13 protein-coding genes are annotated in these 12,447 nt (G+C 72.7%); 9 read left to right on the top strand and 4 right to left on the bottom strand.

Translation table 11 applies throughout. The features are described from left to right. A complete protein-coding gene (locus tag DEJ24_RS03610) occupies positions 1-1,092 on the bottom strand; it encodes an acyltransferase family protein (RefSeq protein ID WP_111077297.1) in 1,092 nt (363 codons plus the stop codon). A gap of 86 nt (positions 1,093-1,178) precedes the next feature. On the opposite strand from DEJ24_RS03610, the gene DEJ24_RS03605 reads away from it, so the two are divergent. From DEJ24_RS03605 to DEJ24_RS03585, 5 genes are all read left to right on the top strand, one after another. Further along, on the top strand, positions 1,179-1,955 hold the full coding sequence (locus tag DEJ24_RS03605) for an SDR family oxidoreductase (protein ID WP_111077296.1): 777 nt from the start codon (positions 1,179-1,181) through the stop codon (positions 1,953-1,955). Between the two features lie 85 nt (positions 1,956-2,040). Continuing rightward, positions 2,041-2,571 (top strand): phosphoribosyltransferase, encoded by a 531-nt coding sequence (locus tag DEJ24_RS03600; protein ID WP_181432864.1) that lies wholly within the window; start codon positions 2,041-2,043, stop codon positions 2,569-2,571. After that, positions 2,568-3,287 carry a Type 1 glutamine amidotransferase-like domain-containing protein gene (locus DEJ24_RS03595; RefSeq protein WP_181432866.1) on the top strand — a complete coding sequence of 240 codons (720 nt, stop codon included), beginning with the start codon at positions 2,568-2,570 and terminating at the stop codon, positions 3,285-3,287. The genes DEJ24_RS03600 and DEJ24_RS03595 overlap by 4 nt, the downstream gene beginning before the upstream one ends. A gap of 2 nt (positions 3,288-3,289) precedes the next feature. Then, positions 3,290-3,976: a uracil-DNA glycosylase gene (locus tag DEJ24_RS03590; protein ID WP_111077294.1), complete on the top strand. Its 687-nt coding sequence runs from the start codon at positions 3,290-3,292 to the stop codon at positions 3,974-3,976. A gap of 23 nt (positions 3,977-3,999) precedes the next feature. Continuing rightward, entirely contained in the window at positions 4,000-4,611 is a 612-nt protein-coding gene (locus DEJ24_RS03585; RefSeq protein WP_111077293.1) for a GNAT family N-acetyltransferase, read from the top strand. Between the two features lie 37 nt (positions 4,612-4,648). Here the strand turns inward: DEJ24_RS03585 and DEJ24_RS03580 are convergent, their stop codons facing one another. After that, complete coding sequence (locus tag DEJ24_RS03580) at positions 4,649-5,347, bottom strand: FadR/GntR family transcriptional regulator (protein WP_111077292.1); 699 nt, start codon at positions 5,345-5,347, stop codon at positions 4,649-4,651. A gap of 218 nt (positions 5,348-5,565) precedes the next feature. On the opposite strand from DEJ24_RS03580, the gene DEJ24_RS03575 reads away from it, so the two are divergent. Genes DEJ24_RS03575 through DEJ24_RS03565 form a run of 3 tightly spaced genes read left to right on the top strand, consistent with a single transcriptional unit; the run spans position 5,566 to position 8,986 of the window. Further along, positions 5,566-7,074 carry a GntP family permease gene (locus DEJ24_RS03575; protein ID WP_111077291.1) on the top strand — a complete coding sequence of 503 codons (1,509 nt, stop codon included), beginning with the start codon at positions 5,566-5,568 and terminating at the stop codon, positions 7,072-7,074. Beyond that, a complete protein-coding gene (locus DEJ24_RS03570; protein ID WP_111077290.1) occupies positions 7,071-7,625 on the top strand; it encodes a gluconokinase in 555 nt (184 codons plus the stop codon). The genes DEJ24_RS03575 and DEJ24_RS03570 overlap by 4 nt, the downstream gene beginning before the upstream one ends. 53 nt (positions 7,626-7,678) lie before the next feature. After that, positions 7,679-8,986 (top strand): cytochrome P450, encoded by a 1,308-nt coding sequence (locus DEJ24_RS03565; protein ID WP_111077289.1) that lies wholly within the window; start codon positions 7,679-7,681, stop codon positions 8,984-8,986. Positions 8,987-9,047: 61 nt separating this feature from the next. Here DEJ24_RS03565 and DEJ24_RS03560 read toward each other — a convergent pair whose 3' ends face one another. After that, positions 9,048-9,998, bottom strand: coding sequence for a chlorophyllase (locus DEJ24_RS03560; protein WP_111077288.1), 951 nt, complete (start codon positions 9,996-9,998; stop codon positions 9,048-9,050). Positions 9,999-10,103: 105 nt separating this feature from the next. Here DEJ24_RS03560 and DEJ24_RS03555 point away from each other — a divergent pair, with 105 nt between their 5' ends. Then, a complete protein-coding gene (locus DEJ24_RS03555) occupies positions 10,104-10,706 on the top strand; it encodes a TetR/AcrR family transcriptional regulator (RefSeq protein WP_111077287.1) in 603 nt (200 codons plus the stop codon). Positions 10,707-10,724: 18 nt separating this feature from the next. Here the strand turns inward: DEJ24_RS03555 and DEJ24_RS03550 are convergent, their stop codons facing one another. Continuing rightward, the gene (locus tag DEJ24_RS03550; RefSeq protein WP_111077286.1) at positions 10,725-12,389 is read right to left on the bottom strand and encodes an ABC-F family ATP-binding cassette domain-containing protein; all 1,665 of its coding nucleotides are present in this window, start codon (positions 12,387-12,389) and stop codon (positions 10,725-10,727) included. Positions 12,390-12,447 lie beyond the last annotated feature (58 nt).

Here is a 12,447-nt window from a genome sequence, read left to right as displayed (position 1 = left end):
TCAGGCCGGGTCCCGGCGGAACAGCCAGTCGACCTTCGGCTCGAGCAACCACCGCATCCCGCGCCGCACGAACGGCTGTGCCAGGAACAGGCTCACCGCACACGCCACCAGCACCATCAGCAGCACGAACGGCCACGCCGAGTGCTCACCCGCCAGCACCCCCGACTCGCGGATCGGGTAGAGCAGGAACGTGTGCAGCAGGTACACGTACATCGTCGCCGCACCGAACCGCGTCAACCAGACCGTCCGGCGCGGCACGAGGACCAGGAACGACGCCGTCAACAGCGTCGCCAACAGCATCAGCCCGAAGCGGACCCCGCCGGCCCACCACGCGTCCTCGCCGAGTCCTGAGTACGAGTCGTCGTAGAAGAACCAGTGGTGCAGGTCGAACTCCTTGAACTGCGGGATCCACAGCGCGCACGACACCGCCCACGCCAGGAACACCACACCCGCGAGGACCCGCACCCGGACCACCGTCCGCCGGGACGCCTCGTACCAGCGGTCGAACAGCCCCCACTGCTTCACCTGCCACCCGAGCAGGAAGAACGGCAGCAGGCTGATCGCCCGGCCGAGGGACAGCGTCGAGTCCACGTTGTCGAAGTACCCGACACCGATGCTCAGCACCACCGCCCACACCAGCGGTGCCCGCAGCTGCGCCAGGTACGGCAGGATCAGCCGGAAGATCCCCAACGCCAACAGGAACCAGAGCGTCCACGTCGGCTTCGTCGGGTTGAACTCCTTGCCACCCTCCACCACCGCCTGCACCACGGTCCAGATCGTCTGCATGATGATGTACGGCACCACGATGTCCGTGAACGTCCGCCGCATCCGCTTCGCCGTCGGGGTGTCCGCCGACGAGAAGTACCCGCTGATCACCCCGAACGCCGGCATGTGGAACGCGTAGATGAACGTGTACAGCGCCAACGCGTGCTCACTGCCCGTCGTCTGCCGCTGGATCGCGTGCCCGATCACCACGAGCGTCACCGCCAGGAAGCGTGCCGTGTCCCACATCGGGATCCGCCGCCGGATCCGACCCGGGTCGAGCGCGCCCGCCGGGGCAGAGGGCGCGGGAGGGGCGGCGTCCGTCGTCATCCTCCGCACGTTACCGTCCGGCGGCTGCCCCGGTGTCGGTAGCGTTGCCCCGGGCCGCCCACCGTCCCCGACCCGCGAGGAGCATCATGACCACACGTCGAGCCGTCGTCACCGGAGCCAGCTCGGGCATCGGCGCCGCCACCGTCCGCCTGTTCCGCCGACACGGGTGGGACGTCCTCGCCGTCGCCCGCCGAGCCGACCGGCTCGAGGCGCTCGCCACGGAGACCGGTGCGGACACCCTGGTGGTCGACGTCACGGACTCCGCCGACGTGGCGGCGCTCGCCGCACGGGTGGACGAGCTCGGCGGCGCGGACGTGCTCGTCAACAACGCCGGGGGAGCGTTCGGGTCGGCCTCGGTCGAGCACAGCGACGTCGACGACTGGCGGGCGATGTTCGAGGTGAACGTCCTCGGCACGAAGCGCGTCACCGCTGCCCTCCTGCCGGCACTCCGTCGTCGTGCCGGCGAGACCGGCGGCGCGGACGTCGTGACCGTGACGAGCACGGCGGGCTTCGTCGCCTACGAGAACGGCGGCGGGTACGTCGCCGCGAAGCACGCCGAGCACGCCCTGGTCGGCGTGCTCCGACTCGAGTTGAACGGCGAACCGATCCGGGTCGTCGAGATCGCGCCGGGCATGGTGAAGACCGACGAGTTCGCACTGGTGCGGTTCGGTGGCGACAGCGACGCGGCCGCGGCGGTCTACGACGGGGTGGAGGCACCACTTGTCGCCGACGACGTGGCCGAGGCGATCGTGCACGCCGTCGAACTGCCGGCCCACGTCAACCTGGACCTGGTGACCGTCCGGCCGGTGGCCCAGTCGGCGCAGCACAAGCTCGCCCGCGGGCCGCTGACCCCGAAGGCGTAGCGGCCGGGGTGCCGCCGGCGGCCCGCAGCGCCCGGGCGGCGATCACGGGTCGCGGGCGGAGCATCCCTGCCGGTACCGTGGGCGGATGCCGATCAGCAGCGAACCCGCGGAGTCTCCCGCCTCGTCGACCGTGACCGTGACGAGCGGACCGGAGGTGCTCGGCTGGCTCGAGTTCGGCGACGCAGCCCGGCTGCTGGCGAAGGACGTCCTGTCCGCCGGCTTCGAGCCCGAGGTCGTCGTGGCCGTCGCCCGTGGTGGGCTCATCATCGCCGGTGCCGTCGCCTACGCCCTCGGCACCAAGGAGTGCGGCTCCATCAACGTCGAGTTCTACACCGACGTCGAGCAGCGCCTGGAGGAGCCGGTCGTGCTCGCTCCGGCCCTCGACGCGCCGAGCCTCGCCGGCAAGCGGGTCCTGGTCGTGGACGACGTGTCCGACTCCGGTCGCACCCTTGCGCTCGTGGTCGACATCATCCGCACCGCCGGTGCCGACGTCCGGAGCGCCTGCCTGTACTCGAAGCCCGGCACCGTCCTCGAGCCGGACCACGTGTGGCGTCGTGTCGACGGCTGGATCACGTTCCCGTGGAGCGCCCTCGCACCGGTGACGGCCGAGTCGTGAGCATCCATCTCGTCGGCGGCGGCCCCTTCGTCGCCGCGGACGCCGCCGCGGCCTTCACCGCCGAGGCCACCGCCCGTTCGGCCGCCGTGGGACGGACCGTCCCGCGCATCGCACTGCTCTCCGTCGCCTCCGCGGACGGGGCCTCGCCGTCGTCGACCGCGGACATCGCCGAGGTCCTCGGAGGGTCCCGCGCCGCCGAGGTGCTGGTGACCGAGATCTCGGCGGGCGCGGTCTTCGAGACCACCGTCCTCAGCGACGTCGACGCCCTCGTCGTGGGCGGCGGTCGTACCCCCGACTACCTGGACGCCGTCGCTCCGCTCGTCGACCAGATCCGCCTGCTCGTCTCCGACGGGCTGCCCTACCTCGGCTACTCCGCCGGCGCGATGATCGCCGCGGACCGCGCCCTGGTCGGCGGTTTCCGCATCGGCGGCGTCGAGGTGTGTCCCGAGGCCGCGTCCGAGGGGCTCGACGAGGTCGAGCTCCGCGAAGGGCTCGGGCTCGTCGACCTGACCATCGACGTCCACGCGGTCCAGGCCGGCACCCTCGCCCGCCTGGTCGCCGCCGCCGAAGCCGAGTTCGTCACCGCGGGCCTGGCCGTCGACGAGGACACCACGCTGGTCGTCGGCGAAGGCGCCCTCGAGGTCCGGGGCACGGGGAGCGTCTGGCGGGTGGTGGCGGGCGACGAGTCCGTCTCGGTCGCCACCATGGGCGCCTGAGCGTGCAGCCGAAGCCCCTCGCCGACCTGGTCGACCCGGGCTGGGCGGCAGCGCTCGCGCCCGTCGAGGACGACGTCCACCGCATCGGCGCCTGGCTCCGTGCCGAGACCGAGGCCGGTCGTCCGTACCTGCCCGCCGGTCCCGCCGTGCTCCGCGCCTTCGAGGAGCCGTTCGACCGGGTGAAGGTGCTCGTCGTCGGCCAGGACCCGTACCCGACGCCCGGACACCCGATCGGGCTGTCCTTCGCCGTCGACCCGCACGTGCGGCCGGTCCCGCGCAGCCTGCAGAACGTCTACCGCGAACTCCACGACGACCTCGGCGTCACGCCGCCGCCGCACGGTGACCTCCGCGCCTGGTCGGACCAGGGCGTGCTGCTGCTCAACCGCGTGCTGACGGTGGGCGTCGGCGAACCCGCCAGCCACCGCGGCAAGGGCTGGGAACGGGTCACCGAGCGGGCGGTCGAGGCGCTCGTCGCCCGCGACCGTCCGCTCGTCGCCGTGCTCTGGGGTGCGCAGGCCGCGTCGGTCCGACCGCTGCTCGGTGACACCCCGGTCGTGGCGTCGGCCCACCCCAGCCCGCTCAGCGCCGCCCGCGGGTTCTTCGGCAGCCGTCCGTTCTCGGCTGTGAACGACCTGCTCGTCGCCCAGGGGGCCGACCCCGTCGAGTGGACACTGCCGGCGGAGGCGTGACGGGCCTCCCGTAGGCTCGTGTCGTGCTCGAGGAGGAATACCAGCAGCGGCGCGTCCTGCCGCGCCACCTGCGTACCCCGGCGCCGGTCGAGCCGGCGTTCGCGTACGCGATCCGTCCCGCCACGGCTGCGGACCTGCCCGAGGTCCGCGAGATCCACACGCACTACGTGCGCAACTCGTCCGTGACCTTCGACGCGGCCGCGTTCACCTTCGCGGCCTGGAAGAAGCGGTTCGACGAGGTCCAGCGTCGCAAGCTGCCGTTCCTGGTCGCGGAGAACCCGTCCGGACAGGTGCTCGGGTACGCGCTCGTCGAGCCGTGGAACATCCGCGACCGGTCGAACCGGGTGGTCGAGGACTCGATCTACCTCGGCGCCGCGGCGGGCGGCAAGGGCCTCGGCCGGGCGCTGATGGAGGCGCTCCTCGACGCCTGTCGGACCGTCGGCGTCCGGGAGGTGATCGCCGTGATCGCCGACCGGTCCGCGGACGCGTCGATCCGGCTGCACGAGCGGCTCGGCTTCGAGGAGGTCGGGCGGATGGGCCGCGTCGGCTACAAGTACGACCGGTGGCTCGGCACGGTCACGATGCGGTTGCGCCTGCGGAGCACCCGCAAGCCGCTGTTCGGTCCGCGCGACTGACGTCGACCGCCGAACGGGACTCCGTCCCGATCCGTCCTCAACCCGCTTCGGCGACGAACTCGTCCCGCGTGGTGCGCACCAGGTCGGCGGCCGCTGCGGAGGCGACCCGGGCCTCCCGTCCGACGACCGCCCGACCGACGGCTTCGTGCCGGGCCGCCGCCCCCGCCGTCCACCCGGTGATCGTGTCCCGTGACTCGCTCGTCCGGGTGCGCAGCAGCGCCTCGACGGTGCCCGCGAAGTGGGCGAAGACCGCGTTGCCGGAGCCGGTGAGCAGCGCGCGGTGGAAGCGGACGTCGGCGTCGAGGTAGGCGCGCCCGTCACCCGCGGACGCTGCGGCGACCATCTCCTGCGCGGCGGAGAGCACGGCGTCGGCCGCCGCTCCGCCGTGTTCCGCGGTGAGGCCCGCGGCGACCGGCTCGATGCCCAGCCGGAGGTCCAGGAGCTCGCGCTGCTGGGTGAAGTACGCCCCGGAGGTGCCCCGCCAGCGGATCACCGACGGGGCCAGGAGTTCCCAGCGGGTCGACGGCTGCACCTGCGTGCCGACGCGCTGCCGTGGTTCCACCAGTCCGAGGGACTGCAGGACACGTAGTGCCTCGCGGACGACGGACCGCGAGACGCCGAACTCGGCGACGACGTCGTCCGGGCGGAGCACGGTGCCGGGGGCGAGGGTGCCGTCGACGATGCGCTGCCCGAGCGTGTCGAGCACGTGGGCGTGCAGGCCGCCGGGTGTCGGCATCGTTCCTCCTCGAAGGACCTGGTCACGCGGATGCGTGACGCGGTGACCATTGCAGCGGCAGACTGCGCCTGAGCCCGGGTGGCGCGCGGACGACGACGATGTAGTCTGATTAATCAGATTATTGCATCGGCGACCGCAGCCGGGATCAGCACCCCGGTCGGCCCGGCACCAGCAGCAGGACGGCAGCAGCGCAGGAGCTGCTCCAGGAAGGGGCGCAGATGCCTCACCTCCAGACCACCCCGGCGATCCCGGACCACGTGCTCGCCGCCGGGACCGAGACGGTCGACCCGTCCGGTCCGATCCCGCAACTCGTCATCGCCGCCCTCGTCGGCATCGTGGTGATCATCGCGCTCATCACCTGGCTCAAGGTGCACCCCTTCGTCGCCCTGACGATCGGTGCGCTCGGCGTCGGCCTCGGTGCCGGACTCGCACCGGAGAAGGCGGTCACGAGCTTCGGGGACGGCTTCGGCGCGACCATGACGAGCGTCGGCATCCTCGTCGGCCTCGGCTCGATGTTCGGCAAGCTCCTCGTCGACTCCGGCGCCGCCGACCGGGTCGTCGACACCCTGGTCCGCCGCTCGTCCGCCGCCGCGCTGCCCTGGACGATGGCACTGATCGGTGCGCTGATCGGCCTGCCGATGTTCTTCGAGGTCGGCCTGGTCCTGCTCATCCCGATCATCGTCCTGGTCGCCAAGCGCAGCTCCGTCCCGATCATGAAGATCGCGATCCCGGCCCTCGCCGGGCTCTCCACGATGCACGCGTTCGTCCCGCCGCACCCCGGTCCGCTGGTCGCCGTCTCGACGGTGGGTGCGGACCTCGGCACGACGCTGGCGTTCGGCATCGTGCTCGCGATCCCCGTCATCGTCCTGGCCGGCCCGGTCTTCGCCCGCTTCGCAGCGCGCTGGGTCGACGTCCCGGTGCCGGACATCTTCGGCGCGCGGGGCGAGGACCCAGCGCACCCCGGCCGGGAGGCCCGCCGCACCCCCGCCACGGAGGACACCGCGTCCCTGCCCCACGGCAAGAGCGACTTCACGCGGGTGATCAGCGAGCCGCGCAGCCCGTCGTTCGCCGTCGCGCTGGTCGGCATCCTGCTGCCCGTCGTGCTCATGCTCGCGCAGGCGATCCGCGAGGCCACCGCCCCGGACGCGGATGGTGCCTGGGTGGGCGTGCTCGACTTCCTCGGGACGCCGATGATCGCGATCGGCATCGCGACCGTCTACGCGATGGTCTTCTTCGCGATCGGCGGCGGCATGGACCGGTCCGCGGTCGCGAAGTCGCTCGAGAGCGCGCTGCCGCCGGTCGCCGGGGTGCTCCTCATCGTCGGTGCCGGCGGTGGCTTCAAGCAGGTGCTCATCGACACGGGCATCGGCGGCGTGATCGCCGACGCGGTCAAGGACTCCGGCATCTCGGTACTCCTCGTCGCCTGGGTGGTCGCCGCGCTCGTCCGCGTCGCCACCGGGTCCGCCACCGTCGCGACCGTCACGGCCGCGGGCATCATGGCCCCGATCGCCCACGACCTGTCGTCCCCGATGACGTCACTGCTCGTGCTCGCGATCGGCGCCGGGTCGGTGTTCCTGTCGCACGTCAACGACGCCGGGTTCTGGTTGGTGAAGGGGTACCTCAACACCTCGGTGGGACAGACCTTCAAGTCGTGGTCGGTGCTCGAGTGCCTGATCTCGGTCATCGGTCTGGTCGGCGTGCTCGTCGCCGGGATCTTCATCCGATGAGCGGACAGTCGGACGGACGGCAGCCCCGCTCGGAGTCCCGGACGCTGGACCCCCAGGTGCTCGTGGTGATGGGCGTCTCCGGTTCCGGCAAGTCCACCGTCGCGGCGATGGTCGCCGACGAGCTCGGGTGGGAGTTCGCGGAGGGGGACAGCATGCACCCCGAGGCGAACGTCGCGAAGATGCACGCCGGCACAGCCTTGACGGACGAGGACCGCTGGCCGTGGCTCGACGTCGTCGCCGGCTGGATCCGCGGCCACCTCGACGCCGGGACGAACGGGGTGGTGACCTGCTCGGCACTGAAGCGGTCGTACCGGGACGTGCTGCGGGCCTCCGGGGTGGTCTTCGTGCACGTCGCCGCGGACCGGGCCCTGCTCGAGGAGCGGATGTCCTCGCGGTCCGGGCACTTCATGCCGGCGTCCCTGCTCGCATCGCAGCTGGCGACCCTCGAGCCGCCGCAGCCGGACGAGGCGCATCTCACTGTCACCGCCGACCGCTCACCGGAGGAGGAGTCCGCCGAGGTGCTCGAGCTGCTGGGGTTCCGGACGGCCTGACGGGACCGCCCCGCTTGAGAGGGCGGACGGGCGGACGTCGGCAGCATGGGGGCATGCCTGTCGACGACTCCCCGTCCCTGCTCACCCGCGGCTACGGCTTCGGCGCCCACGTCTGGCGCCGGGCGGCCGACGGTGCCAGGGCGGTGCCGATGCGCTTCCTGCTCCGTGACGCGCTGCTGGTCCGCGGTGCCGAGGGTGTCGAGTTGTTCTACAGCGACCGGATCGCCCGACACGGTGCGATGCCGGCGATCGTGCAGCAGACGCTGTTCGGCGACGGGTCCGTGCACAGCCTCGACGGCGCCGAGCACCGGCACCGCAAGGCGACCTTCGTCGACGTCGCGTACGAGGACGAGCAGGTCGCCCGCCTCACCCCGCTCATCGCCGAGGAGTGGCACCGGGAACTCGACGAGTGGCTCGGCGGCGGGCAGCGGTCTGCCTACGACGCCGCCGTCGGTGTGTTCGGCCGTGCCGGCATGCGGTGGGCGGGTCTGCCCGGCACGCCGGCCGCGAAGACCCGGTGGGCAGCACGCCTCGCGCAGATCGTCGACGGGTTCGGTGTGCCGTACTCGCCGGAGTACCTGCTCGCCATCCGGAACCGGTGGTGGTCGAACCGACACGCGGAACGGCTGGTCCGGGCGGTCCGGGACGGCGATCTCGACCCGGCCGAGGGCACGGCGCTGTACGAGTGGGCGTGGCACCGTGACCGCTCCGGCGTGCTGCTGCCCGCGGTGACCGCCGGCGTCGAGCTCCAGAACAGCATCCGTCCGCTCATCGCGGTCGCCCGGTTCGTCGCGTTCGCCGCGAAGGAGCTGCACGACCGGCCGGAGTGGCGTGCCCGGATCGCCGAGGAGTCCGTCACCGGACGCTCGCTCGCCGGCGGGCCCCTCGCGACCGCCTTCGCGCAGGAGATCCGCCGGACGGCGCCGTTCGTGCCGATGCTGCCCGGGTGGGCGACCGAGGACCTCGAACTCGACGGACAGCGGCTCGCGAGTGGCGGCCGGGTCCTGCTCGACCTGCTCGGCACCGACATCGACGACCGTTCGTGGCCCGCGGCCGACCGGTTCGACCCGGAGCGGTTCCTCGGCGTCGACGACTACGAGGCGATCGAGACGTTCGTGCCGCACGGTGGCGGCGACGTCGCGAGCGGCCATCGGTGCCCGGGGGAGAAGCTCGCGATCGTCGCACTCGCTTCGGCGATCGCGACCCTCAGTGACCCGCGGGTCAGCGTCCTCGACGAGGGGCTCGACGTCGACCGTCGACGTCTGCCGACGAAGCCGGCTTCGGGCGGCCGTGTCCGGGCGCGGTCCCGGGTCGGGTCCGGCCGCTCCGGTGGCTGCCCGTTCCACCGTGGCGGGCGCTGACGGCCGGTCGCTGTCGGGCGAACGCTGACCCGCGCGCGCTGGCACGCGGTCGCCCGGGCGGTCAGCGGCCGCGGTGCTCGAGCGTCGCCGGTGCGTCCGGACCCGTCGGCATGGAGGCCCGGGCCTGCTCCCACGCGTCGTCACCGGCATCGAGTGCAGGGCGCAGGTACGCCGTGGTCAGACGCTGCACCAGAGCGACGCGCTCCGGGTCCTCGTCGGTGGTCTCGGCGGCCTCGTAGCCGGAGATCCCGCCGAGGGAGTGCTCGCCGCCGCGGAGGACGAGCAGGTCCGTTGCACCGGGGCTCTGTGTGTAGGCATCGGTGAACCAGTCCGGGCCGCGGGTCGACATCCGTGACTGGTCGTGGTCACCGGCCACGACGAGCGTGGGGGTCGTCAGTTCGGCGAAGGACGGTCGCATGAACGGGAAGTGCTCGGCCGCGAACGGGACGAGGTCGTCGCCGGCCACCCCGGTGGCGGCGAGGAGGACGCCGGCGGTGATCCGGGCCTCCCGTCGGTCCTCGCCGGGCTGGCCGGCGTCGTCGAGGATGCGCGCGCCGAGCAGGCTCTGCACGCTCTGGCCGCCCCACGAGTGTCCGGCGGCGGCGACGCGGCTGTGGTCGACGCGGCCGGACAGACCGGGCAGTGCGGCCTCGACGGTGTCGAGCTGGTCGAGCACCCGGACCAGGTCGGTGGTGCGTTCGGACCAGATCGTCGGGAAGATCGGGTGGTCGAACCCGATGCCGTTGCGGCGGGAGTCGAGGTGCGTCGGCTGCACCACGACGAACCCGTGCGCCGCCCAGAACGAGACGAGGGGTGCGTAGGCGTCGAGGTGCATGCCGTTGCCGTGCGAGAAGAGCACGACGGGCAGGTCGGTGCCGGTCGCCGGTGCGGACACGCGGACCTGCAGGGGGAGCGGGCGGCCCGGTGCGTCGAGGGTGACGGGCGCGATGGAGACGACGGGGGCGCCGTCACCGAGCAGGTGGTCCAGGGCGGGGGTGGTCGAGGTGGGCACGGGGTTCCTTCCGCGGGGGTGTCCGCTGCCGTACGATGAAGCGGAGCAGTGTTCCGGACAGTACCGGAACCTAGTTCCGTTTGCAACGACCGTCGAGGAGCCCCCATGCCTGAGCCCGGCCCAGCCGCGTCCGACCGCGTGCAACGCAGCGACGCGCGCCGGAACCAGGAGACCCTGCTCGACGCCGCCGCCCGGGTCTTCGTCCGGTCCGGCGTCGACGCCCCCGTGCGTGCGGTCGCGACGGAGGCCGGGGTCGGCGTGGGGACCGTCTACCGGCACTTCCCGACCCGGGCCGACCTGGTGCTCGCCGTCTACCGGCACCAGGTGGAGGCGTGCGCGGAGGCCGGCCCGCGCCTCCTGTCCGAGGCGTCCGACCCGGATGCGGCACTGCGGCAATGGATCGGACTCTTCGTCGACTTCCTGGTCACCAAGCACGGACTGCCCGTCGCCATGCACGGCGACGGCGCCGCGACCGACGCCCTGCACCGGTACTTCGTCGACCGACTCGTGCCGGTGTGCGGCGATCTGCTGACCGCCGCGCGCGCTGCCGTTCCGGGGCGGGCGACGAGCGCGGGGGTCACCGGCTACGAACTGCTCCGCGGTGTCGGGAACCTGTGCATCGGGACGGCGGACGACCCGGACTTCGACGTCGAGCGGGCGGTCCAGGTGTACGTGTCCGGGGCGCTCGTCGGCGTCCCGGGCGGGTGAGCACCGGGCTCCCGACGCTCAGACCTCGGTGACCCGGCCGGCCTCGACCCGCCACTGCCGGTCGAGCTGCACGGTGTCGAGCATCCGCCGGTCGTGGGTGACCAGCAGCAGCGTCCCCTCGTAGGACTCGAGTGCCTGCTCGAGCTGCTCGATGGCGACGAGGTCCAGGTGGTTCGTCGGCTCGTCGAGCACGAGCACGTTCACCCCGCGGGCCTGGAGGAGCGCCAACCCGGCACGGGTCCGTTCGCCCGGCGAGAGCTCACCGGCGGCCCGTCCGACGTGGTCGGCCTTCAGCCCGAACTTCGCGAGCAGGGTGCGGACGTCCGGGGTGTTCATCTCGGGGACCAGGTCCTCGAACACGGCGGCCAGGGGCTCGGACCCGGTGAACAGCGACCGGGCCTGGTCGACCTCGCCGACCGCCACGCTCGACCCGATCGACGCCGTGCCGGTCGTCGGTTCCTGCCGCCCGAGCAGCGCCCGCAGCAGCGTCGACTTGCCGGCGCCGTTCGGGCCCGTGATGCCGATCCGGTCGCCGCCGTTCACCTGCAGCGACACCGGCCCGAGGGTGAAGTCGCCCTGCTCGTAGCTGGCGTTCGACAGGGTCGCGACGACGGCCGAGGACCGGGGCGCCTGCCCGATCGTGAACTCGAGTTGCCACTCCTTGCGCGGCTCCTCGACCTCGTCCAGCCGGGCGATGCGCGACTCCATCTGCCGGACCTTCTGCGCCTGCTTCTCGCTCGACTCACTGGCGGCCTTGCGACGGATCTTGTCGTTGTCGGGGGCCTTCTTCATCGCGTTCCGCACGCCCTGGCTCGACCACTCGCGCTGCGTCCGGGCACGCGAGACCAGGTCGGCCTTGGTGGACGCGAACTCGTCGTACGCGTCGCGCTTGTGCTGGCGGGCGATCTCGCGTTCCTCGAGGTAGGCGTCGTAGCCACCGCCGAACAGCCGGTTCGACGACTGCGCCAGGTCGAGTTCCAGGACCGCCGTCACCGAGCGGGCGAGGAACTCGCGGTCGTGGCTGACGAGGACGACGCCGCCGCGCAGGCCGCGCACGAACTCCTCGAGCCGGTCCAGCCCGTCGAGGTCCAGGTCGTTCGTCGGCTCGTCGAGCAGCACGATGTCGAACCGGGAGAGCAGCAGCGCCGCCAACCCCACCCGGGCCGCCTGTCCGCCGGACAGCGAGGTCATCAGCGAGTCCGCCGTGACCGAGCCGTCGGGTGCGTCGAGGGTCAGGCCGAGGTCGGCGAGCACCACCGGCATCCGCTCGTCCAGGTCCGCGGCACCCGAGGCCAGCCAGCGCTCGAGGGCGACCGAGTACCGGTCGGCGGCGGCATCCCCGGCGTCGGGCTCGCCGAGGGCCAGCGCCGTCGTGTCCATCTCCGCCGCCGCGTCGGCGCACCCGGTCCGGCGGGCGACGTACCCGGCGACGGTCTCCCCGGGCACCCGCTCGTGCTCCTGTGGCAGCCAGCCGACGAACGCGTCCGTCGGCGACAGTGACACGGCCCCGGCGAGCGGCTCGTCGACCCCGGCCAGCAGGCGGAGCAGCGTGGACTTGCCCGCGCCGTTGACGCCGACGACGCCGATCACGTCACCGGGTGCGACCGTGAGGTCGAGGGAGTCGAACAGCGTGCGGGCGGCGTAGCCGCCGGCGAGCCCCTTGGCGACGAGCGTGGCGGTCATCCCTCCATCGTCCCACCTCGCCGGGGCGGCCACGGACCGGGGCGGGAGGCGCGGTGCC

This window comes from Curtobacterium sp. MCPF17_001, from assembly GCF_003234615.1.
In the GTDB taxonomy this organism is placed as follows: Bacteria; Actinomycetota; Actinomycetes; order Actinomycetales; family Microbacteriaceae; genus Curtobacterium.
This window is presented reverse-complemented; position numbering and strand designations above follow the sequence as displayed.

Coding starts and splice junctions, on each gene's coding strand:
- DEJ24_RS03580 (WP_111077292.1), bottom strand. CDS start 5,347: ATGCCGACACCCGGCGGCCTGCACGCCCACGTGCTCGACACGCTCGGG.
- DEJ24_RS03565 (WP_111077289.1), top strand. CDS start 7,679: ATGCCTGTCGACGACTCCCCGTCCCTGCTCACCCGCGGCTACGGCTTC.
- DEJ24_RS03575 (WP_111077291.1), top strand. CDS start 5,566: ATGCCTCACCTCCAGACCACCCCGGCGATCCCGGACCACGTGCTCGCC.
- DEJ24_RS03570 (WP_111077290.1), top strand. CDS start 7,071: ATGAGCGGACAGTCGGACGGACGGCAGCCCCGCTCGGAGTCCCGGACG.
- DEJ24_RS03600 (WP_181432864.1), top strand. CDS start 2,041: ATGCCGATCAGCAGCGAACCCGCGGAGTCTCCCGCCTCGTCGACCGTG.
- DEJ24_RS03550 (WP_111077286.1), bottom strand. CDS start 12,389: ATGACCGCCACGCTCGTCGCCAAGGGGCTCGCCGGCGGCTACGCCGCC.
- DEJ24_RS03555 (WP_111077287.1), top strand. CDS start 10,104: ATGCCTGAGCCCGGCCCAGCCGCGTCCGACCGCGTGCAACGCAGCGAC.
- DEJ24_RS03610 (WP_111077297.1), bottom strand. CDS start 1,092: ATGACGACGGACGCCGCCCCTCCCGCGCCCTCTGCCCCGGCGGGCGCG.
- DEJ24_RS03605 (WP_111077296.1), top strand. CDS start 1,179: ATGACCACACGTCGAGCCGTCGTCACCGGAGCCAGCTCGGGCATCGGC.